At 71.2% G+C, this 25,764-nt stretch carries 22 protein-coding genes; 15 read left to right on the top strand and 7 right to left on the bottom strand.

All coding sequences use genetic code 11. From position 1 onward, the window contains the following. Position 1: 1 nt before the first annotated feature. On the top strand, positions 2 to 2,533 hold the full coding sequence (locus KZ820_RS10395) for a hybrid sensor histidine kinase/response regulator (protein ID WP_219748529.1): 2,532 nt from the start codon (positions 2 to 4) through the stop codon (positions 2,531 to 2,533). Positions 2,534 to 2,582: 49 nt separating this feature from the next. Here KZ820_RS10395 and KZ820_RS10390 read toward each other — a convergent pair whose 3' ends face one another. Further along, positions 2,583 to 2,927 (bottom strand): hypothetical protein, encoded by a 345-nt coding sequence (locus KZ820_RS10390; protein WP_219748528.1) that lies wholly within the window; start codon positions 2,925 to 2,927, stop codon positions 2,583 to 2,585. A gap of 207 nt (positions 2,928 to 3,134) precedes the next feature. Between KZ820_RS10390 and KZ820_RS10385 the strand changes: the two genes are divergently transcribed. From KZ820_RS10385 to KZ820_RS10370, 4 genes are read left to right on the top strand one after another with little or no spacing between them, the layout of a single operon-like run. After that, on the top strand, positions 3,135 to 3,317 hold the full coding sequence (locus tag KZ820_RS10385; protein ID WP_219748527.1) for a hypothetical protein: 183 nt from the start codon (positions 3,135 to 3,137) through the stop codon (positions 3,315 to 3,317). A 23-nt stretch (positions 3,318 to 3,340) separates the two neighbouring features. Beyond that, complete coding sequence (locus tag KZ820_RS10380; RefSeq protein WP_219748526.1) at positions 3,341 to 3,700, top strand: hypothetical protein; 360 nt, start codon at positions 3,341 to 3,343, stop codon at positions 3,698 to 3,700. Beyond that, entirely contained in the window at positions 3,697 to 4,092 is a 396-nt protein-coding gene (locus KZ820_RS10375; protein WP_219748525.1) for a hypothetical protein, read from the top strand. The genes KZ820_RS10380 and KZ820_RS10375 overlap by 4 nt, the downstream gene beginning before the upstream one ends. Positions 4,093 to 4,138: 46 nt before the next feature. Then, a complete protein-coding gene (locus tag KZ820_RS10370) occupies positions 4,139 to 4,831 on the top strand; it encodes an HAD family hydrolase (protein ID WP_219748524.1) in 693 nt (230 codons plus the stop codon). 222 nt (positions 4,832 to 5,053) lie between these two features. Here the strand turns inward: KZ820_RS10370 and KZ820_RS10365 are convergent, their stop codons facing one another. After that, entirely contained in the window at positions 5,054 to 7,369 is a 2,316-nt protein-coding gene (locus KZ820_RS10365) for a TonB-dependent receptor (RefSeq protein WP_219748523.1), read from the bottom strand. A gap of 293 nt (positions 7,370 to 7,662) precedes the next feature. Here KZ820_RS10365 and KZ820_RS10360 point away from each other — a divergent pair, with 293 nt between their 5' ends. The 4 genes from KZ820_RS10360 (at position 7,663) to KZ820_RS10345 (ending at position 12,550) form a co-directional block, all read left to right on the top strand. Further along, complete coding sequence (locus KZ820_RS10360; RefSeq protein WP_219748522.1) at positions 7,663 to 8,055, top strand: hypothetical protein; 393 nt, start codon at positions 7,663 to 7,665, stop codon at positions 8,053 to 8,055. Positions 8,056 to 8,075: 20 nt separating this feature from the next. Next, positions 8,076 to 9,395, top strand: a complete 1,320-nt coding sequence (locus KZ820_RS10355) for a cystathionine gamma-synthase family protein (protein ID WP_219748521.1) — start codon at positions 8,076 to 8,078, stop codon at positions 9,393 to 9,395. A 25-nt stretch (positions 9,396 to 9,420) separates the two neighbouring features. Then, the gene (locus tag KZ820_RS22310) at positions 9,421 to 9,882 is read left to right on the top strand and encodes a winged helix-turn-helix domain-containing protein (protein WP_219748520.1); all 462 of its coding nucleotides are present in this window, start codon (positions 9,421 to 9,423) and stop codon (positions 9,880 to 9,882) included. Between the two features lie 112 nt (positions 9,883 to 9,994). Continuing rightward, positions 9,995 to 12,550 carry a TonB-dependent receptor gene (locus KZ820_RS10345; protein ID WP_219748519.1) on the top strand — a complete coding sequence of 852 codons (2,556 nt, stop codon included), beginning with the start codon at positions 9,995 to 9,997 and terminating at the stop codon, positions 12,548 to 12,550. A gap of 236 nt (positions 12,551 to 12,786) precedes the next feature. Here KZ820_RS10345 and KZ820_RS10340 read toward each other — a convergent pair whose 3' ends face one another. From KZ820_RS10340 to KZ820_RS10320, 5 genes are all read right to left on the bottom strand, one after another. Beyond that, positions 12,787 to 14,118 (bottom strand): sensor histidine kinase, encoded by a 1,332-nt coding sequence (locus KZ820_RS10340; RefSeq protein WP_219748518.1) that lies wholly within the window; start codon positions 14,116 to 14,118, stop codon positions 12,787 to 12,789. A gap of 2 nt (positions 14,119 to 14,120) precedes the next feature. Further along, positions 14,121 to 14,801 carry a response regulator transcription factor gene (locus tag KZ820_RS10335; protein ID WP_219748517.1) on the bottom strand — a complete coding sequence of 227 codons (681 nt, stop codon included), beginning with the start codon at positions 14,799 to 14,801 and terminating at the stop codon, positions 14,121 to 14,123. Between the two features lie 308 nt (positions 14,802 to 15,109). Then, complete coding sequence (locus KZ820_RS10330; protein WP_308462189.1) at positions 15,110 to 16,279, bottom strand: glutathionylspermidine synthase family protein; 1,170 nt, start codon at positions 16,277 to 16,279, stop codon at positions 15,110 to 15,112. 14 nt (positions 16,280 to 16,293) lie between these two features. After that, positions 16,294 to 17,034 (bottom strand): PspA/IM30 family protein, encoded by a 741-nt coding sequence (locus KZ820_RS10325; RefSeq protein ID WP_219748516.1) that lies wholly within the window; start codon positions 17,032 to 17,034, stop codon positions 16,294 to 16,296. Between the two features lie 28 nt (positions 17,035 to 17,062). Then, positions 17,063 to 17,491, bottom strand: a complete 429-nt coding sequence (locus KZ820_RS10320; RefSeq protein ID WP_219748515.1) for a YjfI family protein — start codon at positions 17,489 to 17,491, stop codon at positions 17,063 to 17,065. Between the two features lie 87 nt (positions 17,492 to 17,578). Between KZ820_RS10320 and KZ820_RS10315 the strand changes: the two genes are divergently transcribed. The 6 genes from KZ820_RS10315 to KZ820_RS10290 all read left to right on the top strand — a co-directional run bounded on the left by KZ820_RS10315 (position 17,579) and on the right by KZ820_RS10290 (position 25,645). Further along, complete coding sequence (locus KZ820_RS10315) at positions 17,579 to 18,220, top strand: DUF2491 family protein (RefSeq protein WP_219748514.1); 642 nt, start codon at positions 17,579 to 17,581, stop codon at positions 18,218 to 18,220. Between the two features lie 242 nt (positions 18,221 to 18,462). After that, positions 18,463 to 18,879 (top strand): DUF350 domain-containing protein, encoded by a 417-nt coding sequence (locus KZ820_RS10310; RefSeq protein WP_308462188.1) that lies wholly within the window; start codon positions 18,463 to 18,465, stop codon positions 18,877 to 18,879. 7 nt (positions 18,880 to 18,886) lie between these two features. Then, complete coding sequence (locus tag KZ820_RS10305; RefSeq protein ID WP_219748513.1) at positions 18,887 to 19,531, top strand: DUF1190 domain-containing protein; 645 nt, start codon at positions 18,887 to 18,889, stop codon at positions 19,529 to 19,531. A gap of 263 nt (positions 19,532 to 19,794) precedes the next feature. Then, positions 19,795 to 21,102, top strand: a complete 1,308-nt coding sequence (gene pncB / locus KZ820_RS10300; RefSeq protein ID WP_219748512.1) for a nicotinate phosphoribosyltransferase — start codon at positions 19,795 to 19,797, stop codon at positions 21,100 to 21,102. A 61-nt stretch (positions 21,103 to 21,163) separates the two neighbouring features. Further along, complete coding sequence (locus KZ820_RS10295; protein WP_219748511.1) at positions 21,164 to 21,943, top strand: metallophosphoesterase family protein; 780 nt, start codon at positions 21,164 to 21,166, stop codon at positions 21,941 to 21,943. Positions 21,944 to 22,297: 354 nt separating this feature from the next. Beyond that, the gene (locus tag KZ820_RS10290) at positions 22,298 to 25,645 is read left to right on the top strand and encodes a trifunctional glycoside hydrolase family 18/polysaccharide deacetylase/glycosyltransferase family 2 protein (protein ID WP_219748510.1); all 3,348 of its coding nucleotides are present in this window, start codon (positions 22,298 to 22,300) and stop codon (positions 25,643 to 25,645) included. Positions 25,646 to 25,764 lie beyond the last annotated feature (119 nt).

Raw genomic sequence — 25,764 nt, 5'->3', positions numbered from 1 at the left:
GATGCGCCGCTCGCCTGTTCTCGCCTCGCTGATGGGCTCCGGGCCCTCGCTCGTCGCCGGCTTCACCCTGCTGCTGAGCTGCGGCTGCAGCGCCGCGCTGCTCGCGGTGCAGAGCCGCTCCGCCTTCGGCTGGGTGCAGCACACGTTCGAGGTCGGGGCCATGCTCGACACGGTGCAGATCGAGGCGATGCGTGCCGAGATCAATCGGCGCGGCTATGTCATGACCGGCGACGCAGCGCAGCGCGCCACCTACGCGCGCTCGGTCGCGCACGCGCGGCCCGCGCTGGCGCGGCTCGAGCGGATGGTGGCGGACAATCCCGCGCAGCGCGCCAATGTCGCGGCGCTGCGCGGTCGGTTGAACGGCCGCTTCGACGAGATGGCTCTGGCGGTGCGCTGGCGTGACCAAGGCCGAACCGCCGCCGCGGTCGCGCTCACCGGCTCGGCCGCGGGCAAGCGCGAGACCGCGATCGTGGTGGCGGCGCTGACGCGCGTGCGCGACGCCGAGCAGCGCCTGCTGGTGGCGCGCAAGGCGCGCACCGCGCGGCTGGAGCGGCTCGGGATCGCGACCGGGCTCGCCAGCGCGACGCTGCTGCTCGTGCTCGCCGCCTTCGTGCTGCGCGAGCGACGCCGCCAGTTCGCCGACCTGGAACGGACACACGCGCGGCTCGAGCGCGACATGCGGCTGCGCGAGCGTGCCGAGGCCGAGCTGGCGCTCCTCGCCGACAACGCCACCGACGCGGTGATCCGGCTCGGGCGCGACGGCTTGTGCCTCTACGCCTCGCCCTCGGCGCAGGAGACGTTCGGCGTGGCGCCCGCGGCGCTGATCGGCGAGCCGCTCCACCATTTCGTCCACCGCGACGATCGCGGCGCAGTGGCCGCCAGCTTCGCCCGGCTGATCGCGGGCGAGGCGCTGCGCGACGTGGTGACCTGCCGACAGGCCCCGCGCGAGGTCGACGAGCGGGTTGAGGGCGAGGAGACGCCGCGCTGGCTCGAGGCGAGCGTTCGCGCGATCGTCGACGCGCCGGGCCGACCGCCGCGCGGCGTGATCGCGGCGGTGCGCGACATCACCGCGCGCAAGCGACTCGAGCTGGCGCTGGAGGCGGCGCGCGCCAGCGCCGAGGTGGCGACCCAGGCCAAGTCGAGCTTCCTCGCCAACATGAGCCACGAGATCCGCACCCCGATGAACGGCGTGCTCGGCTTCACCGACCTGCTGCTCGCCGCCGCGCCGACCGAGGAGCAGCGCCGCTACCTCGAGCTGATGGCCGATTCCGGCCGCGCCATGATGCGGCTGCTCAACGACATCCTCGATCTCGCCAAGGTCGAGGCCGGCGAGATGCGGCTGAGCGAGGAGCCGCTCGACCTGCGCCACGTACTGCGGCGCTGCGTCGGGCTGATGACCGCCGTGGCCGAGCAGAAGGGCCTGGTGCTGCGGCTCGAGCTCGCGCCCGCGCTGCCGCCTCGCCTTCTCGGCGATCCGCTGCGCTACCGCCAGATCGTGCTCAACCTGCTCGGCAACGCGATCAAGTTCACCGCCGCGGGCGAGGTGGTGGTGCGTGCCGACGTCGGCGACGGGCGCCTGCGCGTCAGCGTGGCCGACAGCGGGATCGGGATCGCGCCCGAGCGGCTCGGCGCGATCTTCGAGGAGTTCGCGCAGGCGGACCGCACGACCGAGCGGCACTATGGCGGGACCGGTCTGGGACTCGCGGTGAGCGCGAAGATGGCGGCGCTGATGAACGGCACGCTCGGCGTCGCGAGTGCGCCGGGCGAGGGCGCGACCTTCACGCTCGACGTGCCGCTGCGCGCCGTGGCGCCGGCGGAGGACGCTGCGCTTGCCGGCCCGCGCCCGACCCCCGCGGGAGCGGTCGGCGGCGCGCGCGTGTTGATCGCGGAGGATCACGACATCAACCAGGAGCTGGTGCTCGCGGTGGCGCGCCAGATCGGTCTCGACGCCACGCTGGTGAGCGACGGCGACGAGGTGCTGCCCGCCATCGCCGCGGCGAACGCGGCGGGGCGCCCCTATGCGCTGGTGCTGATGGACATGCAGATGCCGCGCATGGACGGGCTCGAGGCGACGCGCCGGCTGCGCGCCGCCGGGCATGACGCCGCGACGCTGCCGGTGGTGGCGCTGACCGCCAACGCCTTCGTCGACGACGTCGCGGCCTGTCGCGCCGCGGGAATGCAGGCGCATGTCGCCAAGCCGTTGCGCGCTTCTGATTTGGCCGAGACGGTCGCGCGTTTCGCCCCGACGCGGGCGGCGCCCGCGCCATCGTCGCCGGCGATCAGCCCGGCGCTACGGGCCCGTTTCGCGACGCGGACCGAGGCGACCTTCGCCGCGCTGGAAGCACTGGCAGCCGGAGGCGGCGGTCGGGAGGAGGCGCTCGACGGGCTCCACAAGCTCGCCGGCACCGCGCGGCTGTTCGGTCACGAACGACTCGGCGAGCTCGCCGCTATGCTGGAGGATCGATTGTCGCGCGCGGCGCTCGCGAACGACGAACTGCGGGAAGCGGTGGGCGAGCTACGGGCGGCGGCGTGAGACGCGGTGCCGCTGTGACGGAGGCGGCATCCCCGCTCAGTAGCGAAAGCTAGCGCTCGCCGTCCGCCTTGCCGGTGAGCGGGAGACCGTCGCCGCCGCTGCGGTCTTCCTCGAAGTCCTCGCCGGGGTTGCCGCCGCCTGCACCCGATCCACTGCCGTGCACCTCGCCGGTCGCCGGGTCGAAGGACGCGCGGCGCCCATTCTCGGGCGGCAGCGCTGGGTCGACCGTATCGACGCGCGACTCGCTGGGCGCGACGGATCCGGCCGGCATCTGCTCGCCTAGCCTGCGCTCGTCCTCGCGGCTGAAGCCTTGGCCGAACGTGCCCTCGTCCTTGTCGAACGCTGGCTGACGGCGGTGCGCGGGGTCGGCGGTGCGGTGGCGATCATCGGTCATGGGTCGATAACGCAGTGCCCTGCCAGGCGATCCGCGCGCCAACCGGTCTTCGTAGCGACAGGATCGAGCACATGCGGAGTAGCAAGAGCTCAGTTAATGTGCTAGAGACTCGCAGTAGCGTTAAGGAGCAGTGCTACGCCCGACGATCACGCCGCGACGATGTTGAGCCCGCGCACGCCGCGGCCGGCGGGTGTGAAAGGGCAGCTCTTGCTGCTCGCCACGCTGGCGCTGTTCGTGGCCGCGCTGACACAGCCGTTGCTGGCCCACAACCTGGTCGCCGACGCGGTGGTGATCCCGGAAATGGCGGCGCCGTGGCTGCTGCGCGTGCCGCGGGAAAAGGCGACGATGCGTCAGCGCTTCGGCGGCGGTTACGAGGCTTATTGCGTTTGAGTCGGGCGGTGGGGAGTGCGGTCATGAGCGTCGCTCCCCCGCTTCCCGCCGCGCTGCTCGCGCGCGCGGCGCGCTGCTGGCGTTGTGCCCGCGATCAGCGCGCGCCGGTGCAGCAGCGGCTCCACGCGCTGCTCGCCCCGCTCGGCTATGAGATGATGGCGCCGGTGATCGACAGCGTGATGACGATCGGCGAGGCCTGCCTCGGGCGTCAGCTGTGCCGCGGCTGCCCGATCGGTCCCGACGGCGACGAGGCGCTGCTGTGCGCGCTGTTCGCCGACCCGGCGCGGCTCGATCGACTGCCGCCCTGTAGAGCCTGTCCCGAGCGACGCGAGTTGTTCGCGGGCGCGCTGAGCTCGGCACGCGTGATGGCGGCGCTGGCGTGACCGAAGCCTTCTTCACCGCGGTCGCGCCCGGCCTCTATCGCTCGACCGATCGCGCCCTGATCACCGCCGCCGACGGCGAGCGCTGGACCGGCGACGATGACGCGCTGCTCGCCGCTGGCACGAAGCTGGCCTTGCTGCTCGATGGGGCGCACCGGCCCTCGGCGGAGGCGGGGCGGCCACTTGCGCGGTGGCTCAAGGCGCGGCGCGACGTGTCGGCGACGCTGGTCCGCGGCGCGGTCTTCGTCGTACCCGACGCCGACGAGCGCGCGGCGTGGCAGGCGCGGCTCGACGCCGCCGGCGGCCGCAGCCCCTGGCCTTACCCCATCGCCGCCGCGGCGGACCGGGCCGCGGCCGAGCGCCTCGCGCGCGACTGGCTCGACGCGCCCGGCTGACACGCGCCGCGCGCTCGCCTAAGCGCGGCTGCGGAGACCTGCTGCCATGACCATCGACCTCGTGTGCCTCGATGCGGACGACACCCTTTGGCACAACATGCGCTTCTTCGACGCGGCCGAGCAGGCGTTCGCGGAGCTGGTCGCGCCCTTCGCCGCGGCACCCGCGGCGCGCGCACGGATGGAGGCGATCGAGGTGCGCAACCTCAAGCGCTACGGCTATGGCGCGAAGAGCTTCACGCTCTCGATGATCGAGACCGCGCTGGAGCTCGCCGGCGACGACCTGCCGGCGGCGAGCGTGCGGCGGCTGCTCGAGATCGGGCGGACCCTGCTCGACCATCCGGTGGAGCTGCTCGACGACGTCGCCGCCACGCTGGAGCGGCTCGCCGCGCACGCTCGGCTGGTGCTGGTGACCAAGGGCGACCTGCTCCACCAGGAGGTCAAGCTCGCCGCCTCCGGGCTGGGGCAGCTGTTCACCGGCGTGGAGATCGTCAGCGACAAGCGCGCCGACACGTTCGTCCGGGTGTTCCATCGCTACGGCTGCGCGCCCGAGCGCGCGGTGATGGCGGGCGATTCGATGCGCTCGGACGTGCTGCCCGCGCTGGCGGCGGGGGCGTGGGGCGCCTACATCCCGCAGCCGCTGGCGTGGAGCCACGAGGTCGCCGCCGCCCCGACGGCGCACCCGCGTTTCCGCCAGCTCGCGCGGCTGGGCGAGCTGCCCGACTGGATCGCGGCGCTGTGAGGGGAGGGCGACCCCGCTGGTGAAGCGTTAGCCGTGCGAACGCTTCACCTCCAAGCACGCCGCCACCCCGGCGAACGCCGGTCCAGCTGGGCGACGTGCGCGAGTCTCACGACGGCCTTCCCACCTGGACCCCGGCGTTCGCCGGGGTGGCGGCTTGAGTGGGGCCGCGATCAGCAGACACTCGCGCCGAGATGGGAGGATGCCTCCCCTCGCGCCGTCACCTCAATTGAAGCGGCCCGCGAGCGAGATGCCCACCACGCGCGGCTCGTTGAACACCGCGGCGTTGTAGTTCTCGATCACGCCCTTGAGGTTCTTCTCGTCGGTGATGTTACGCGCGAAAGCGGCGATCTCATACTTGCCGTCGGCGGTGGTGTAGCCGACCTTGAGCCCCAGCTCGAGATTGCCGTCGGCGTAGAACTCGCGCGTCTTATACAGCACCAGGTTGGTGTAGCCCTGCACGTTGAGGTCGCTCGAGACGAACAGATTGCCCTCGTTCGTCAGCGGGATGTCGTAGCGGACCGCGGCATCGAGCTGCCAGCGCGGCGCGTTGGGCAGGGGGTTACCGTCGATCTGCGCCAGCACCGCGGGCTGGCCGAAGATCGTGCGCGTGATCGTCGGGTCCTGCACCGTGCAGGTCACCACGCCGCCGAAGGCGCAGACCTGGGCATAGACCTGCTTGTCCTTGATCTCGGTGTGGATCGCGCTGCCGCCCAGCGAGAAGGTGATGTTGCGGATCGGCCGCCATTCCAGCTCGGCCTCGACGCCGTACGCATCGGCATGGTCGGCGTTGAACAGCACGCCGTTGCCGTCGGCGTCGTTGCCGTTGAGCTGGATGTCCTTGACGCGATAGGTGAAGGCCGTCGCGTTGAGGCGCAGGTTGCTCGTCGGCCGCGACTTCACGCCCGCCTCGTAGGACATGATCGTCTCGGAGTCGGCGGTGGTGAAAGGCGTGTTGAACACCGCCGAGCGACCCTGGATCGTCGGGCCGCGGAAGCCGCGCGCGACGCGGGCGTAGACGCTGGTGGCATCGTCCAGCTCGTACAGCGCCGACACGTCCCAGCTCGGCTCCTTGCCGGAGAGCTTCACGCTGCGCGGCGCGCTCGCCGGGAAAGTCTCGGTGGTGCCGGCAGCGTTGCGCCCCGAGCGGACCAGCTCGGTGCGTTTGTCGTCCTCGGTGTAGCGGGCGCCCGCGGTCAGCGTCAGCCGGTCGGCGAGGCGGTAGCTCGCCTGACCGAACACCGCCCAGCTGGTGTTGACGTTGTGCAGCCGCACCCAGTTGTTCGGGTTGTAGCCGGTCGTGCCCGGGCGCAGGAAGAAGCCGCGCTGGTAGAAGTCGGTGACGTCGCGGCTGTCGAAGTAGAAGCCGCCGAACTGCCACTTGAACGCGCCGTCGCCGTTGCTGGCGAGGCGCAGCTCCTGCGTCCACTGGTCGAGGTCGCGGACGCGGCCCTCGCTCTGGCCGAAGCCGACACCGCCGAAATTGACCGCGGCGCCGCCGTCGGTGTCGCCGCGGCTGTAGCCCGAGGTGGTCTCATAGCCGGTGATCGAGGTCAGCGTGGCCGCGCCGAAATCCCAGGCGGCGTTCACCGAGCCGCCATAGGTCTTGTACGCCTGCGGGTTGCCGTCGGCCTCGTCGAGCGCGACGCGGTCGCGCGGCTCGCGGTTGATGTTGTTCTGCCCGCGCAGCAGCGCACCGCGGTGGAAGATCGTCGAGGTGCCCTCGTAGGAGCGGACATGGCCCGAGACGTTGACCGACAGGTCCTCGGTCGGCGTGAACAGCAGCTGGAGCCGCGCGTCGCGCTCGTCGAAGCCGCCGAGCTGGTCGCGGCCGCCGCGGGTGCCGTCCGCCCCGGTGCCGGTGAAGCTGTTGTCCACCCAATTGTCGCGGTGCTGGTACAGGCCGGAGAGACGGATCGCGATCTTGTCCTGCACGATCGGGCCGCCGACGCCGCCGTCGAAGGTGACGGTGTTGTAGCTGCCGTAGGAGGCGTTGAAGCGGCTGCTCCACGTCTGGCCCGGGCGGATCGTGTCGAACTTGATGATGCCCGCGGTGGTGTTGCGCCCGAACAGCGAGCCCTGCGGGCCGCGCAGCACCTCGACGTTGGCGACGTCATAGACCGGGTTGGACTTGAGCACGACATGCTCGAGCACGATGTCGTCCTGGATGATCGACACCGGCTGCGACGCGCCGAGGTAGAAGTCGATGTTGCCCAGGCCGCGGATGTAGAAGCGCGGGAAGATGCGGCCAGTGGTGGTCTCGGCGTAGAGGCCGGGGACGCGCCCGGCGAGCGCGAGCGCGTCCTCGCCGCCGGCCTGGAAGGTGCGCAGCGAGTCGCCGTCCACCACCGCGACCGAGACGGGCACGCGCTGGATGTTCTCGCTGCGGCGCTCGGCGGTGACGACCACCTCGCCCAGCCCGTCGTCGGCCGCATTCGCGGCGGGCGCGGTGGCGGGCACGTCCTGCGCCAGCGCGGGCTGGGTCAGCGCGGCGAGGCCGATGGCGGCGGTGGCGAGCAGGATCGACTTGGGTGAGCGCATGATGTCCTCTTGTCTGTTCGCGGCAAGAGGCATGGGGCGACGCCGCGGTGCGGTCAGCGCACCGCGTCACCGTCGCACGAGGCCCCCTGGCGGCCCCTCGATCCATGCGGTTCCCCCCGCGGGGCACGCGCTAGGACGCGATTGTGTCGGGATCGTGAAATGTTGCGGTCTATTTCTCGGCGACGTCACGGGCGCGCCGACACGTCGCGTCGCATGACGTACCGGTGTTCCCGACTCGCCGCCTCGTGCGTTAGACTGCCCGCGGGGGCTCCTGAGACGAACGAGGTAAGGTCATGCGTTTCCTCCCCACTTTCGCCGCGGCAGCGCTGCTGAGCGCGGGCGCGATCGCCGCCGCCCCGCGCGACCGCGCGCCCGACGCCGACTATCAGAAGCTCGTGGCCGGCAAAACCGCCGGCAAGCCGCAGGAGTGTATCGACACGCGCTTCACCCGACCCGACCTCTCCGCCTACGGCACCAAGCTGGTCTATCGAGTGAGCAACAAGCTGGTCTATGTCAGCGAGACTGGCGGCGGGTGCGAGCGGGTGCGCCGCGGCGACACGTTGGTCACGCGCCAATATCAGACCCGGCTGTGCCGCGGCGACATCGCGCAGACGGTCGATCTGCCCGCGCGCATTCCCACGGGCAGTTGCGCGCTCGGCGCTTTCGTGCCCTACCGTGCGCCGTAAGTATCAGGAGAAACGATCGCATGGCCGACGAACCCACTGAGCAGGAGCTGACCGGGGTCGAGACCCGCGTCTCGCCCAAGCCCGAGGTCGACGCGATCGGCGGGCGCAGGCTCAAGCCCGCGACGCTGATGATGGGCCACGGCTACGACCCGACGCTCTCGGAAGGCGCGCTCAAGCCGCCGGTGTTCCTCACCTCCACCTTCGTCTTCCCCAATGCGGCGGCGGGCAAGCGCCATTTCGAGGGTGTCACAGGCAAGCGCCCCGGCGGCGCGGCGGGGCTGGTCTACTCGCGCTTCAACGGCCCCAACCAGGAGATCCTGGAGGACCGGCTCGGCATCTGGGAGGGCGCCGAGGACGCGCTGACCTTCTCCAGCGGCATGGCCGCGATCGCCACCTTGTTCCTGTCGCTGGTGCGGCCGGGCGACACGATCGTCCACTCGGGCCCGCTCTACGCCGCGACCGAGACACTGATCGCGCGCGTGCTCGGCCGCTTCGGCGTCCACTGGCTGGACTTTCCCGCGGGCGCGACGCGCGAGGAGATCGACAATGTGCTGTCCAAGGCCGCCTCGGGCCGGGTCGCGCTGATCTATCTCGAGAGCCCGGCCAACCCGACCAACGCCTTGGTCGACGTCGAGGCGGTCGCCGCCAGCCGCGACGCGATCTGGGGTAGTGCCGCGGAGAAGCCACCCATCGCGATCGACAACACCTTTCTCGGCCCGCTCTGGTCGCAGCCGCTCCAGCACGGCGCCGACGTGGTGGTGTACAGCCTCACCAAATATGCCGGCGGCCACTCCGACCTGGTCGCGGGCGGCGTGCTCGGGTCCAAGGCGGTGATCGACACGATCCGCGCGATGCGCAACACGATCGGCACGATCTGCGATCCCAACACCGCCTGGATGCTGCTGCGCAGCCTCGAGACGCTCGAGCTGCGGATGAGCCGCGCCGGCGAGAATGCCGCCAAGGTGTGCGCCTTTCTGCGCGATCACCCCAAGGTGGAGCATGTCGGCTACCTCGGCTTCCTCGCCGAGGCGGAGGGGCGACAGGCCGACATCTACCGGCGCCACTGCACCGGTGGCGGCTCGACCTTCTCGCTGTACCTCAAGGGCGGCGAGGCCGAGGCGTTCCGCTTCCTCGACTCGCTCAAGATCGCCAAGCTGGCGGTCAGCCTCGGCGGTACCGAGACGCTGGCGAGCCATCCGGCGGCGATGACCCACCTGTCGGTGCCCGACGCGCGTAAGCAGGCGCTGGGAATCACCGACAATCTGGTGCGGATCTCGATCGGCGTGGAGGATGCCGACGACCTGATCGCCGACATGGAGCAGGCGCTGGCGGCGATCTGAGCCGCCGGCGCTCCCCCTCGCGCGCGTGCGGCACGGCCCGCTCAAGCTGAAGGCGCAGCTGCTCTGCGGCGACTCGATCGCGTTCGGACCGGGCAAGGCCGACCTGCTCGACGCGATCGACGCGCACGGATCGATCTCGGCGGCAGGGCGCGCGCTGGGGATGAGCTATCGCCGCACCTGGCTGCTGGTCGATGAGATGAACCGCTGCTGGCACGATCGCCTGGTCGCGACCGGGCGCGGCGGCGGCGGCGGGGCGCGGCTGACCGACGACGGGCGCGAGGTGCTCGCGGCCTATCGCGCGCTGGAGGCGGCGATCGACGTGGCGGTGGAGTCCACCGCCGCGTTCGAGCGGCTGGGGCAGCGGCTGCGTGACGCCCCGCTGCCGCCGGGGACGGAGCCCGCTTCGCCGCGCGGTGCGACGCCGTCCGGGCGGCGGCGAAAGACCGCTCCAAGTAGAGTGACGAATGTCCCAGATGACGAAAGATGAAAATAAGATGAGATGAAGAAGTCGCCGTGCGTCACCGAACCGTAACGGTAGCGCCGCGCAACCCTCCTATCGGCCCCGCACAGGCCAATGTGCCGTAGAGGGGTTGAAGTCCATGTCGTATCTATCGCGTCGCCGCCTGCATCTGCTCGCGGGCATCGCCGCGCTCGCCTTTCCAGGCCATGCGTTCGCCGCGCCCGGCGGGGCCGCGCCCATCGCCGCCGCCGACCCGACCGCCGCGCCCGACGCCGCCGCTCCCGATGCGGCGCAGCCCGGCGGGCTCGACGAGGTGGTGGTCACCGCGACGCGGCGCGAGACCAACCTGCAATCGACCCCGGTCGCGATCAACGTGCTGAGCACCCAGGCGCTGCAGGACCGCCACGTGCAGAGCCTGTACGACCTCGCCGACGGCGCGGTGCCCTCGCTGCGCGTCGCCACCTTCGAGGCGCGCCAGTCGGCGCTCACGGTCGGCATCCGCGGCATCGTCCCGCTGGATGCCAACCAGCCCGCGCGCGAGCAGGGCGTCGGCATCTATATCGACGGCGTCTATCTCGGCCGCCAGCACGGCCTCAACGCCGCGCTGTTCGACGTCGAGCGGGTCGAGGTGCTCAAAGGTCCGCAGGGCACGCTGTTCGGGCGCAACACCGAGGGCGGCGCGCTCAACATCGTCACCCGGGCACCGTCGGGCGAGTTCGAGGGGCGGGTGCGCGCGGGCATCGGCAATTACGGCGCCTACACCGGCGAACTCCACCTAGACTTGCCCGAATACCATAACGTCAGCGTCAAGGTGGACGGCGTCGTCCAGTACCAGGGGCCGACCACCAAGAACCCGCTCGCGGGTCAGACCGGCTTCAACTATTACGACCGCCGTGGCGGCCGCATCGCCGCACGCTGGAAGCCGTTCGAGGGGCTGACCAACGACTTTTCCTACGATTATGGGCTCGACAAGAATTCGCCCTTCTACAGCCAGCTGCTCAACTACAACCCGAACGGCTGCACCGCCGGGCCGGTGAGCAACGCACCCAATTGCGTGCTGCCGGGTACCAGCTACAGCTCGCTCACCGGCACGGTGAAGCCGCTGCTGCCGGGCGTGGTGGTCGACGGCACCAGCCGCATGAAGACGGCCGACATCGGCGTGCCGCAGCAGCCCAGCGTCGACCAGACGCACGGCTTCACCAATCTGCTCAAGTACAAGGCCTCGCCCGAGGTGGAGCTGCGCTCGATCACGGCGTGGCGCGGCGTCAACGCGACGCAATGGGACAATTCGGGCGGCGCGCACCGCGTGCCGGTGGTGAACCTCACCGCCGCCTGCACCGCCGCGGCGCCGTGCGGCTTCAGCCGCTATAGCCTCGCCGACCTGCACCAGAACCAGTTCAGCCAGGAGTTCCAGGCGGTCGGCACGATCGACCGCTTCGACTATGTCGCCGGCCTCTACTATTTCAACGAGCACGTCACCGACGACGCGGCGACGCCCAACTCGAACGGCGCGGTCGCGGTGCTCAACGCTGCCGGCCAGGTGACCGGCGCCAATTACGTCATCCTCGATCCCTGCCGCGGCTCGAGCGGCTTCGGCTCGCAGCCGGGCTGCCGCTCGATCGATCGCGCCTCGGAGGTCTGGTCGAAGAGCTACGCCGGCTACGGCCAGATCACCTGGAACCCGCTCGACGTGCTCCACCTCACCGCGGGCGGGCGCTACACGCACGACACCAAGCGCGGCGTGCTGCATTACTCGCGCAACGTGAACTATGACGTGAACACCGCGGCGGCCAGCGCGGCGGGTTACCAACCGCTCGATCGCACCTGGAACCGCTTCAACCCGGCGTTCACCGTCGCGGTCGACGTCACCCAGGACGTCCACGCCTATGCCAAATACGCCACTGGCTATCGCGCCGGCGGCGCCAGCTCGCGCACGGCCAATTACCAGTCGTTCGGGCCGGAGGACATCAAGTCCTATGAGATCGGCCTCAAGTCCGACTTCTGGGACCATCGCGCCCGATTGAACCTCGCGGGCTATATCATGGACCGCAAGGACAGCCAGGTCGACATCAGCTCGATTCAGCCGTTCAACGGCAGCAACTTCAACAATCTGGTGACGATCAACGCGCCGGGCACGACCAAGATCAGGGGCTTCGAGGCGGATCTGACGCTCAACCCGGTGGAGGGGCTGACGCTCAACGGATCCTATGCCTACACCTATACCAGGATCCCGCCGGTGCTGATCAACTATACCGCGGGCGGGCTGACGAGCAGCGTCGCGCAGAACTTCTACATCGTCTTCACGCCGCGCAACACCGCCAGCGGCGCGATCGACTATCGCGTGCCCGTGGGCGAGGGAAGCACCATCTTCCGCGTCCACTTCGACGGCAATTATGCCCAGTCGACACAGGCCTTCGACCAGTTCGCCACGCGCGCCGACGCCTCGCTGATCTTCAACGGGCGGATCGCGCTGGCGGACATCGCACTGGGCGAGGGCAAGCAGAAGCTCGAGGTCGCGCTGTGGGGCCGCAACCTGTTCGACGAGCAGTACGTCTATCGCCGCGATCCGTCGAACAGCCTACCGGCGGCGCCGACCAGCAGCGTGAGCGCGGGCAACATCAACAACGTGCTGGGCGACTACGGCAATTTCAACGCGCCGCGGACGTTCGGACTGGAAGCGCTGCTGAACTTCTAAGCCGAGGGGCGGGGCGGCTCGCCTACGGGGCGCGCTAGCCCTGACTCTCCCTCACGCAATGCCGTCATCCCGAACTCGTTTCAGGATCCACCCTTCCGCGCACCCACCTGCTTCGCGTGTGCGGCACAGTGGATCCTGAGACGAGCTCAGGATGACGCCGGCCGAGGGGCAGCACTATCGATCGCGCACCAGCGTGCCGCTGATCCGCCTGAGCCACACCGCCAGCCCCCTCGCGCCTACGCCTCCTCCACCCGCAGCGTCATCATCGCGTCCAGCCCCGGCGCGGCGTCGGCGAGGGTCAGCGTTCCGCCGTGGAGCCGCGCCACCGCCTCGACCAGCGGCAACCCCAGCCCATGGCCGGACCGATGCCGGCTGGTCTCCAGCCGACCGAAGCGGCGCAGCGCCAGCGCGCGGGCCTCGGCCGGTATCCCCGGTCCGTCGTCGCGCACGCGCAGCGCTGCCATCCTCCCTTCGCGCGCCAGCGTCACCGCCACGCTCGTCCCCGCCGGCGTGTGGTGGAGCGCGTTCTCGATCAGGTTGAGCAATGCCTGGCTCAGCAACTGCGGGTCGCCGCGCGCCGTCAGCGGTGCGAACGGGCCACCGCTCAGCCGCTGGCCGCGCTCCGACGCGGCCGCGGCGAGCGTCTCGCACGCCTGCTCGGCCAGCGCGGCGAGGTCGACCGGGCGGAAGCCGGCGCGGCGCTCACCCGCGGTTACCTCGGCGATGCGCAGGATCGCGCCGAATAGCGCGAGCACGTCGTCGCACGCCGCCAGTACCGCCTCGAGCTCCTCGCCGGACACGCTCGGCCGCTCGGCGAGCCGCGCCAGTCGCGCGCGCAACCGTGCAAGCGGCGTGCGCAGGTCGTGCGCCACGTCGCTGCTGACGCCGCGAAGCTGCTCGACCAGCGCGGCGATGCGATCGAGCGCGCGGTTGAACGCCTCGGCCTGGGCGGCGAAGGCGCCGCCGCGCGCCGGCACGGGGACGCGCCGGTTGAGATCGCCGTCGATGATCGCCGCGGCGGTGGCGCGCACCTCGCCGATACGGCGACGGACGATCCAGCCGAAGCTGGCGGTGCCCGCGAGCACCACCGCGAGCAGCGCGCCGAAGCCGATCAGATAGAGCCGCACGCGCGTCGGGCCATAGCCGTCGATCGGCTCGGTCTCCGCGATCGTGATCAGCCGCAGCCCGCCGCCCGCGTCGCGCGCCTGCGCGCGACCGGCGCTCAGCCCGACGATGCCGTCGCGCCGCATCAGCGTGGTGAAGCCGAGTGGCACCGCGCGCTCCAGCACGACGTTGCCGCCGATCCGGCGCCCGCGCGAGTCCTCCAGCTCGAAGCCGATGTCGCCGGTGTCGCGGCGGCGGGAGAAAGCGTCGATGCGGCGCAGGATCGCGCGCGAGTCACCCGGTGCCACCGCGCTCAGCATCGCGTCGCCGACTTCTTCGATGCGCCGGTCGACCGCGCTCACCACCGCGGCGCGCGACGCGGCATAGGTGAGATAGCCCGCGAGCACCGCCGCCGCGGCGAAGGCGGCGAGGAAGAACAGCGTCAGCGCGCGCAGCGACGACATGCTCAGGCGCGCAGCATATAGCCGACGCTGCGTTTGGTGACGATCGGGTCGGTCTCGCCGGGCGCGCACAACTTGCGCCGCAGCGAGCGCACCTGGACGTCGACGATGTTGGTGCTGGGCTCGAAGTCGTAGCCCCAGACGCGCTCGATCAGCATCGCGCGGGTCAGATAGCTGCCGGCGTGGCGCGCGAGCTCGGCGAGCAGGCCGAACTCGAGCTTGGCGAGGTCGAGCGCGCGGCCGTTGCGCCAGGCGCGGTGCTGGCCGGGGCTGACGACGATGTCACCCGCGCGCAGCGTGTCGCCCTCGCCGCCCTGCTGCTGCCAGCCGCGCGCGCGCAGCAGCGCGCGCAGCCGCGCCTCGATCTCGCTGGCGGGCGTTGGCTTGACGACGTAATCGTCCGCGCCCGCCTCCAGCCCGTCGACCTTCTCGACCGATCGACCGAGCGCGGAGAGCATCAGCACGGGCAGTGTCTGTCCGCGTTCGCGCGCGAGGCGCACCACCGCCGCGCCGTCCACCTGCGGCAGCATGCGATCGAGGATCACCGCGTCGTAGCGGTCGCGCTCCAGCGCGAGCAGCGCGTCGCGGCCATTGTCGGCGACGGTCACCTGATGGTCGAGCGCGACGAGATCCTCGCGCAGCGCCGCGGCGTAATCTTCGTCGTCCTCGACGATCAGCAGCTTCATCGCGTCCTCGTTACCCGGCCACTCCTTCTTAGGCGGGGGGAAGGCGAAACTCACGCGCGATCGGCCGAGCGGGTGGTGGGAAGGGCGGGGCGAATGGTGGCGGGCGGGAAGGCTCGACCCCGTTGCTGGCATAGGCCGCCCCATCACCTCTCCGTCATCCCGAACTCGTTTCAGGATCCACGGTCCCGAAACACCCTCCTGCTGTGAAGGTGCGGCACGGTGGATCCTGAACGAGCTCAGGATGACGCTGGCGGATAGTGGAGCCATGCCGCCGCGATCGCACCCCACACCGGCGCCATACGACCGAGTCACACGATGGCGTGCGGCACGTAGCGGGCGAGGTCGCGCGTGATCGGGCCGTCGTCCTCGCGCATCGACAGCGCCACGGGCTCGTCGCCGACGATCCACGATCCCACCACCGCGTGCTGGCCGTCGAACACCGGCAGCGGATGATAGGCCTGGACGATATGCCCCTCCTCGCCATAGCCGCCCGCCAGCGGCGCGGCCGCGACGCCGTCCCCGACGTCGACCAGGGCGATGTCCCAGCCCTCGCGCGAGAACAACGGCTTGCGGACGTGGCGCGGGCCGATCGCGGCGATGCCCGCGGCGTCGTCGGCGAAGGCGGCGGGGAGCAGATTGGGGTGGCCGCAGTGGCGCTCCCACAGCAGGGGCAGGATACCCTTGTTCGACAGCAGCGCCTTCCACGCCGGCTCGAGGAACAAGGTCTTCGTCGTCGGCAGCTGCGCGGCATAGGGCTCGCGCAGCATGTCCTCCCACGGGTAGAGCTTGAACAGGGCGCCGATCAGCAGCGACTCGTCGTCGACGAAGGCACCCTCGGCGTCGACCCCGATCCGGTCGATCGCGACGAACTGCGGGTCGAGCCCGGCCTGGCGCGCGACCTCCTCGAGGTAGCGCACCGTCTGCCGGTCCTCGATCGAGTCCGGCACGCTGCTGAAATGGACGAGGCTGCGCGGCGTGAACAGAGTCGCGAACCGTTCCAGCAGCGCGTCGTGGAGGCGGTTATACTGGTCGGCCTCGGCCGGCAGCGTGCCGTCGGCGACACGGTCCTCGAGCCATTGCCATTGGAACAGCGCGGTCTCGTACAGGCTGGTCGGCGTGTCGGCGTTATACTCCAGCAGCTTGGCCGGGCCGGTGCCGTCATAGGCGAAGTCGAACCGGCCGTAGAGCGACGGCGCCTTGGCGCGCCACGACGCCGCCACCATGTCGCGCATCTCGGCCGGGATGGCGAGTCGCTGCATCAGCGAGTCGCTCGCCACCACTTCCTCGACCAGGGCGAGGCAGAGCTGGTGCAGCTCGCCAGAGGGCGCCTCGATCCGCTCCTCGATCTCGTCGAGCGAGAAACGGTAATAAGCACGCTCGTCCCAGTAACGCTGGCCGTCGAGATGGTGGAAGGTGAAGCCCATCGCGCGCGCGATCTCCTCCCATCCGGGACGCTCGCCGCCGACGATCCGCTCCACCCGCCGCCGCCCGCTCAGTCGCGCGACGTGTCGCGGCTGCGGTCGTCGAGCCGCAGCGGCGCGCCGCCGTCCTTCGGCGCCGCCAGCCGCGCGAGGATGTCGTCGGCGCTGCTCGAGCCCGGCAGCAGCCCGGCGGCCTGGAGCTTGGCGTCGAGGTCGGCGCCGGTGCGCATGTCCTCCAGCTCGGCCGCGGCGCGGAACTTCTCCTCGCGCACCGCCTGGCGCTCCTTGAGCCGCTTGAGGCTGTCCGCCGCCGAGCCGAGCTGCGACGAGGCGCCGCTGGTGTTGGCGGCGATCGCCGCCTGCGCCTGCTGCACGCTCTCGTTGGCGCGCACCACGTCGACCTCGCGGCGCAGCGACTCGATCTTGCCGTCGCCCGACTTGATGATGCCGCGCATCCGGTCCTCGGCGGTGCGCATCTCCTCCACCTGCGGGCGCTTGCCGCCGAGCTCCTGCTCGATTCCCGCCAGCCGCTGCGCCACCTCGCGCGCCAGGTCCATGTCGCCGCGCGCCATCGCCGCGCGCGCCGACGCCTCATATTTCTCCTGCTGCGCGGCGAGCGCCTCGATGTCCTTCTCGATCAGGCGACGCTTGGCGGTGAGCGTGGCGAGGTCGTCGCGCGCCTTGGCCTGCGCCGCGCCGGCGTCGCGGATCTGCTGGTCGAGGATCGTCAGCGCGCGCGCGTCGACCACCGACTGCCCCGCCTCGTGCGCGGTGCCGCGCACCAGGGTGACGAACTGCTTCCACATCGACATGACGGATCGGTCCTTGAGGGAATGAGGGTCAGGCGGCGGCGAAGGCGTCGCGCAGGTCGGCCGCGGCGTCCAGCGCGTTCTGCGCCAGCACGCGCAGCTCGATCAGGATCTCGCGCTCGCTCGACTCGATCGAGAGCTCGCCGATCAGCTCGTAATATTCGCGCCCGTCCAGCTCGGTGATCGCGAAGTTGGACAGCGGCACCAGCTTCTGCGCCTTGAGCAGGAAGCGGTTGAACTTCTCCGCCTCGGGCTGCTCGTCGACCGGCCACAGCAGGGTGGAGACGACGATCTGCTCGCCCGCGCAGCTGACGAACACCGCGAGGTCGCCGTGGTCGTGCATCGTCACGCGCAGCACCGGCTCGGCCGACTCGATTCGCTCGACGCTCAGTTCCTCGCGGTGCGCGCCGAGCGCGTCCGCCAGCCGACCGATCGTCCATACCCGCGCCGTGTCGCTCACCGATCGCTGCTCCTGCCGTTCACGCCTGTTGACACCCCCCGCATTAGCCCGCACCCGGAGGCAAGGAAAGGCGCGACGGGTGACGGCATGATCTTCGGCAGCCTCTTCGGCGGCGGGCGCGACGAGGCGGCGCGACCCAGCGTGGCGGTGGTGCGCGACATTACGATCGGGCGGATGGTGCGGCTCGACCCACTGGCGTGGCGACGGCTGAGCGGCGGCGTGTTCACGCTCGACCGCGATACGCTCGAGATCACCGCGCAGGGGCTGATCAAGCTCGACGACGGCGGCTATGTGCACCGCTTCTACACCGACGACGAGCTGATGCTCCAGGCGGTGAGCCAGCAGGCGGACGGCAGCGATGCCGACGATTTCACGCTGTTCCGCCCGTGGTCGTCGACCTACGCCAGCGGCGGCTGGGACGATGCCGCCTTCCGCGAGCGCATGACCAGGCCCGAGTGGGTCGAGGGCGGGCTGCCGCCGTTCCGCCGCTATTGGTACGAGGGAGACGACCGTGTCCAGCCGCCGGTGCAATTGTGGGAGGCGCTCTACTATGAGCGTGACGGCGCGCCGATGAAGCACATCCGCCAGCAATGCATGCTCTACGCGCGCGACCTCGCGCCCGAGGGGCAGGAGCTGCTGCTCGCGGTCGCCACCAGCCCCGAGGGCGGCGATACCACGCACGACCTGATGGTGGGGTTGCCGCTGTCGCCGGCGGAGTTCAGCGCGTGAGCGGAGGGAGGGCGCCGACGGCCGGCCGACCGAGCGCGCGAACAGCCACCGTTCGTGCTGAGGAGAGGCTGAGCCTGTCGAAGCCTCGTCTCGAAGCACTGCCACGACCCTCGCGACGGTGCTTCGAGACGGCACCTCGACTTCGCTCAGTGCCTCCTCAGCACGAACGTAGATTGAGTGACGCTCCCTCGCGCTGACCTCACCTGACCACCCGCCCCGCCACTGACCCGGGAGACGCCATCGTGACGCTCGACATTCCCGCCTATCTCGCCGGCGTGGGCCATTTCCTGCTCGCGTTCGGGCTGGCCTGCGTACTGCTCGCGCTGTTCAAGGCGATCTACCAGAAATCCACGCCCTATGACGAGCGCGCGCTGGTGGCGCAGGGTAACGTCGCCGCCGCGCTCGCCTTCGGCGGCGCGATCGTCGGCTTCGCGCTGCCGCTCGCCTCGGCGCTGAGCGAGACCACCGACCCGATCGAGTTCGTCGCCTGGGCGGTGCTCGCCGGCGCGATCCAGGTGCTCGCCAGCCTGGTGGTGCGCCGCCTGGTGGTGCGCGACATGGCGCGGCGGTTGGAGGAGGGCAATGTCGCCAGCGGCGTCTATGCCGCGGCGACGTCGATCTCGGTCGGGCTGCTCAACGCCGCCAGCATGACCTATTGAGGTCGCCATGACCGAATCGACCGTTCCGCGCCGCCGCCTGCGCTCCGCCGCCGCGGGTCTCTCCGCCGCGAGCGCGCTGGCAATGCTCTCCGCCTGCGACCCGCAGCCGAGCGACGAGCAGGTCTCGCGCGAGCGCTACGGCGCGCCCACCGAGGTCGCTGCCTTCAACAACGTCGACGAGTGCAAGGCCAGCGGCGCCTTCGCGCAGGTGACGTGCGAGGAGGCCGCCCGCAACGCCGCGGCCGAGGACAGCAAGACCGCGCCGCGCTTCGCCGACCGAGACGTGTGCGAGGACCAGTTCGGCGCGGGCAAATGCCTCGTCCGCAACGAGGGCGGGCAAAGCTTCTTCGTGCCGCTGCTGACCGGCTTCATGATCGGGCGCCTGCTGAACGGGCCGGGCTACCGCTACTCGGGCCTGTACCGCAGCGGGCGCGACGACCGCTATTACACGCCGGGCGGCGCCTGGCTGTACGGCGGCGGCTATGGTGGGCGCGGCTATTCCTACCAGGTCGGCTCGCGCGCGGTGACCGCGCCGGTGACGACGCAGCGGATCCAGACGCGCAGCTCGGTGGTGTCGCGCGGCGGCTTCGGCGGGCGCGTCTCGGCGCGGTCGAGCGGTGGCTGGGGCGGGGGACGCTCCTTCGGGGGGTGAGAGGGGCGGAGAGGTGGGCGCCGACGACCCACGCCGCTCGCTACTCCCGGTCGTCCCGTTACTCCCCGTCATCCCGGACTTGTTCCGGGATCCACTCCTCCGCGAGAGCGGCGGCGTCGGCGTACGCGGAAGGCTGGATCCCGGAACAAGTCCGGGATGGCGGGCGGCGCCGCGGCGTCCAGCGACCGCGATCGGTGGTCTGCGAACTCGCCTTCGCCGCCACCCCCTTCATCCCCGCGCGTGCACCGCTTATGCCCCCCGGCATGACCACCGTCACCGACATCGCGACGCGGACCTACAACCACAGCTTCCGGCTCGACCCGATCGTCCGCAGCCTGCTCGACACCGACTTTTACAAGCTGTTGATGCTGCAAATGATCCGCCGCCTCCACCCGGAGACGCGCGCAACCTTCGCGCTGATCAACCGCACGAAGACAGTCCGCCTCGCCGAGGTGATCGACGAGGCCGAGCTGCGCGCCCAGCTCGACCACGCGCGCACGGTGCGCTTCGCCAAGAAGGAGCTGATCTGGCTGGCGGGCAACAGCTTCTACGGCGAGGCGCGGATGTTCGCACCCGACTTCCTCGCCTGGCTCGCCGACTTTCGCCTGCCCGAGTACGAGCTGCGCCGAGTCGCCGGCCAGTATGAGCTGACCTTCGCCGGGCTCTGGTGCGAGACGACGATGTGGGAGATCCCGGCGCTCGCGATCATCAACGAGCTGCGCTCGCGCGCCGCGACGCGCGACCACGACCGCTTCGCGCTCGACGTGCTCTACGCGCGCGGCAAGGCGAAATTGTGGGACAAGGTCGAGCGGCTGCGCCAGCTGCCCGAGCTCGTCATCTCCGACTTCGGCACGCGCCGCCGCCACGGCTTCCTGTGGCAGCGCTGGTGCGTCGAGGCGCTCAAGGAGGGGTTGGGCGATCGCTTCATCGGCACCTCGAACGTGCTGCTGGCGATGGACGCCGACCTTGAGGCGATCGGCACCAACGCACACGAGCTGCCGATGGTGGAGGCGGCGCTGTCGCGCGACGACGCCGATCTGGCGGGCGCGCCCTATCGTGTGCTCGAACAGTGGCGGGGGCATTACGGCGGCAACCTGCTGATCGCTTTGCCCGACGCCTATGGCACCGCGGCGTTCCTGCGCGCCGCGCCCGACTGGGTGGCGGACTGGACCGGCTTCCGTCCGGACAGCGCGCCGCCGATCGAGGCGGGCGAGCAGATCATCCGCTGGTGGCAGAAGCACGGCCGCGACCCGCGCACCAAGCTGCTGATCTTCTCGGACGGGATGGACGTCGACTCGATCGAGCGCGTCTACCGCCACTTCCACGGCCGGGTGCGGATGAGCTTCGGCTGGGGCACCAACCTCACCAACGACTTCCGCGGCTGCGACCCCGATGGCGCGGGCGGGCTCGAGCCGATCTCGCTGGTGTGCAAGGTGACCGAGGCGGACGGCCACCCCGCGGTGAAGCTCAGCGACAACCCCGCCAAGGCGACCGGCGCACCGGCCGAGATCGAGCGCTACCTGCGCGTGTTCGGCGCGGACGGACGGATCGCCCAGCCGGTGCGGGTGTGAGGCGCGGCGGAACCGTGCGCGCGCGCTCGCGTCCTATCCTTCTGACGAACAAGGGCGACGCATGACCAAGTTGTTTCACGTGAGCGACGTCCATTTCGGCGCGGAGGACCCGGAGGCGGTGGCGTGGTTCCGCGACCTCGTCGCCGCGGAGAAGCCCGACGCGGTGATCATGACCGGCGACCTGACGATGCGCGCCACGCCCGGCGAATTCGAGGCGGGCGGCGCGTGGCTGCGCAGCCTCGGCGTGCCGGTGACGCTCGAGGTCGGCAACCACGACATCCCTTATTATTGGGATCCGATCCGCCGGCTGTTCTCGCCATACTCGCGCTACGCTGCGGTGGAGCGGATGATCGAGAAGCCGCTCGATGTCGCAGGCATCACCGTCGTGCCGCTCAAGACCACCGCGCGCGCGCAGTGGCGCTGGAACTGGTCAAAGGGCCGGGTGAGCCGCGGCTCGCTGCGCCGCGCCTTGGCGCTGGTGCGGGAGGCGCCCAAGGATCATCTCATCTTCGTCGCCGGCCACCATCCGCTGATCGAGGGCGGCACCAAGGGTACCGCGAAGACCCGGAACGGTGACGCCGCGCTGGAGGCGCTCGCCGAAGCGGGGGTGCATGCGGTGCTGTCGGGGCACGTGCACGATCCGTTCGACGTGCCGTATGAGCGCGGCGGCTGGACGCTGCGGCTGATCGGCGCGGGCACGCTGTCCAAGCGCACGCGCGCGACTCCACCGGCGTTCAACGAGATCCGCGTGTCAGGAGGGCGGTTCGAGACGATCGTCCGCACGCTCTCGCCCCAGCCCGAGCGATCGATCAGCAGCACGGTCGAGGCGGGGCGGGGGTAGCGGAAGCCGTCCCTCGCTGGGCTCGACCACCTCTTGTCGTCATCTTGTCGTCATGCCGGACTTGTTCCGCGATCCACTCCTCTGCACGAGCAGCGGCGTCGGCGTTCGTGGAAGGCTGGATCCCGAACCAAGTCCGGGATGACGAGACAGGGCAATGGGGCTGACGCGGGAGGACGGATGGCGATGCGATTAAGCCTCTCGCGTTACACTAACGCTAGGGTTGCCAGAGATCGCGCTACCAAGGTTCTGGCTGCGAGCGCTCACCCGATACGGCCGATGCGCCTCCACGTCGCAACCCGTTGTTTACCCTGATTCGCTAGGCGGCGCCCCGACCTACCGGGAGCCACAGCGAGCGTGTCCATCTTCTACGATGCCAGCGGGCGACGCGGGCGCCGCGTTCGCGCGACCCTGGCGCTCGCGGCGCTGGTGCCGCTCGCCGCGCTCGCGCTGCTGATAGCGCTGCTGGTGCAGCCGCTCGACCGCGTCGCGCCGCGCTTCGCCGACGGGGGCACGACGCCGCGCGCGCTCGCTCCGGCGAGCGTCGCGAGCGCCCCCGGCGCGTGGCTGCCCACCGCGACGGGCGCCGCGCTGAAGCGCGAGACGATGGGCTTCTACATGCCGTGGGACGCGCCCTCGCGCGCCTCGCTCGCGGCACATCTCGGCGGGCTCGACTGGCTCGTCCCCGGCGTCGCCACCGTCACCGGCGCGGATCACCGCCTCACCGTCGAGGGCGACGCGACGCTCGCCCCGTTGCTCGCGCGAGCGAAGCACCGGCCGCGCCTGCTGCCGATGGTGCAGAATGCGCGTGCCGACGGCCAGTGGGACGGTGCCGCCACCGCCGCGCTGCTGGCCGACGGGGGCGCGCGTCGCGCCTTCGCCGCGCACCTGGAGACGCTGGTGGCGCAGCAGCGCGGCGCGGGCGTGATGCTCGATCTCGAGAGCCTGCCCGCTTCAGCGCATCCCGATTATCTCCGCTTCCTCGGCGATCTGCGTGCGCGCTTCGCCCCGCGCGGCTGGGTGGTGATGCTCGCCGCACCGGTCGCCGACCCGGACTGGGACCTCGCCGCCTACGCGCGTGCCGCCGACCGGGTCGTGCTGATGGCCTATGACGAGCATTGGATGGGCGGCGAGGCCGGGCCGATCGCGTCGCAGCCGTGGTTCGCGCGCGTGGTCGCGCAGGCGGTGGCGCGCGCCGGCGCGGGCAAGGCAATCGTCGCGATCGGCAGCTATGCCTACGACTGGGCGGGGCACAGCACCGAGCCGCGCTCGGTCGCCGACGCCTGGGCGATCGCACGGCGCGCCGGTACCGCGCCCGTCTTCGATCCCGTCAGCGGCAACAGCCATTTCTCCTATCAGCTCGGCGCGGCCAAGCACGACGTGTGGCTGCTCGACGCCGCCAGTGCGGCGAACCAGCTCGCCGCGGTGCGCCGTACCGGCGCCGCGGGTGTGGCGCTGTGGCGGCTCGGCAGCGAGGATCCGGCGGTGTGGCCGCTGCTCGCGGGCCGTGCGCTGCCCGCGCGCGAGACGCTGCCCGCGCAAGATACGGTCGCTGTCGAGGGCAAGGGCGAGCTGCTCCGCCTCGCCGCCGCGGCGTCGCCGGGGGAGCGCGGCTTCGTCGCCCGCGACGGGCTGATCCGCGACGAGCGCTGGGGGCGGCTGCCCGGACCCGACGTGGTCGAGCGCACCGGTGCGCGGCGCCGGCTGGTCGCGCTGACCTTCGACGACGGCCCCGACCCGCGCTGGACCCCGCGGTTGCTCGACGTGCTCCGCCGCGAGCGCGCGCCCGCGACCTTCTTCATCACCGGCGCCAACGCGCTGGGGCAGGGGCCGCTGCTGCGCCGCATCGTCGCCGAGGGAAGCGAGCTGGGCAACCACTCCACCACCCACGCCAATCTCGGCCGCCGATCCGAGGCCGACATCGCCCTAGAGCTGCGCGCCACCGAGCGGCTGGTCGAGGCTTACACCGGGCGCGCGATGACGCTGTTCCGCCCGCCCTTCCTCGGTGACGCCGACCCCGATCGGCGCGACGAGCTTCATGCCAGCCGCGTCGCGTCGCGGCTCGGCTACCTGACCGTGGGTCTGAACGTCGACCCGCTCGACTGGGAGAAGCCCGACGCCGCGACGATCGCGCGCCGCGTCATCGCCGGCGTCGCGGCCGGCACCGCGGAGCATCCCGCCCAGATCGTCCTGCTGCACGACTCCGGCGGCGATCGCACCCACACGCTCGCCGCGCTGCCCGCGATCATCCGCGGGCTGCGCGCGCGCGGCTACGAGCTGGTGCCCGTCTCGACGCTCGCCGGCCTCTCCCGCGAGATGGTCATGCCGCGGCTCGCCGCCGGCACCGGCGTGCGCGCCGCGGGCGCGCGGACGCTCTTCGACGGTGCGGCCTGGCTGCGCGACTCGCTCGGCTGGCTGTTCGCGGTCGCGATCGCGCTGGGCATCGCGCGTTCGCTGTCGCTCACCGCGCTGGCGCTGTGGCGCCGCCGCGACGCCGTGCCCGTGCCGGCGCCGCATCGCGTGCCCGGCTTCGTCTCGGTGCTGATCCCCGCCTTCAACGAGGCGCGCGTGATCGTATCGTCGGTGCGACGTATCCTCGCCAGCGAGGGCGTGCGCGTCGAGGTGATCGTGATCGACGACGGTTCGACCGACGGCACCTCCGACGTGGTGCGCGCCGCCTTCGCGATCGACCCGCGCGTGCGGCTGCTGACGCTGAGCAACGGCGGCAAGGCGCGCGCGCTCAACACCGCGCTGGCGCAGGCGCGCGGCGACGTGGTGATCGCGCTCGACGCCGACACCCAGTTCGAAGCCGACACGATCGCGAAGCTAACGCGCTGGTTCGCCGACCCCGCGATCGGCGCGGTGGCGGGCTGCGCCAAGGTCGGCAACCCCGTCAACCTGATCACGCGCTGGCAGGCGCTGGAATATGTCACGGCGCAACAGCTCGAGCGTCGTGCACTCGCCGCGCTGGGGGCAGTGACGGTGGTGCCGGGCGCGGTCGGGGCGTGGCGGCGTGTCGCGCTGGACGAGGTCGGCGGCTATCCCGAGGACACGCTGGCGGAGGACCAGGACCTCACCATCGCGGTGCAGCGCGCCGGCTGGCGCGTCGCCTGCGACAATGACGCGGTGGCGTGGACCGAGGCGCCCGAGACGGTGCGCGCTCTGTTCAAGCAGCGCTTCCGCTGGGCCTTCGGCACGCTGCAGTGCCTGTGGAAGCACCGCGCGCTGATCGGGCGCGGGCGGCCGCGCGGGCTCGCCTGGATCGGCCTGCCGCAAGCGCTGCTGTTCCAGTTCGGCTTCACCTTGGTGGCGCCGCTGATCGACCTAGGGCTGGTCGCCGGCGTGGGCGGCACCGCATGGCGGGTGTATGACCGCGGCTGGGACGCGGCGGGCGGCGACGCGGCGACGGTGGCGGCGTTCTGGCTCGCGTTCACCGCGATCGATCTCGCCTGCGGCTGGATCGCCTTCCGGCTGGACCGCCGCGAGGCAGGCTTTCCCGCGCTGCGGCTGCTGCTGCAGCGTTTCGGGTACCGCCAGATCCTCTACGCGGTGGTGCTGCGCGCGACCTATGCCGCGCTGACCGGGCCCAAGGTGGGCTGGGGCAAGCTCGAGCGCACCGGCAGCGTCGACGCAGGCGAGGCGCCGGTGGCGATGCCGGCGGGGGAGCCGGCGCTGCTGCCGGCGTCACTGCCGAAGGCGGCGTAAGCGGGGCGGGAGCTAGATCCTCCCCGGCACGGCGAGGGGGCACCGCGCCCGAGGGGCGTGGTGGAGGGGGCTCCGCGAGTGCTGCGCTGCGTGGAGAACCCCCTCCACCATGCTGCGCA

Origin of the sequence: Sphingomonas citri (assembly GCF_019429485.1) — a bacterium.
Lineage (GTDB): Bacteria > Pseudomonadota > Alphaproteobacteria > Sphingomonadales > Sphingomonadaceae > Sphingomonas > Sphingomonas citri.
Note: the sequence above shows the minus strand (reverse complement) of the source record. Positions and strands in the feature narration are given on the sequence as shown.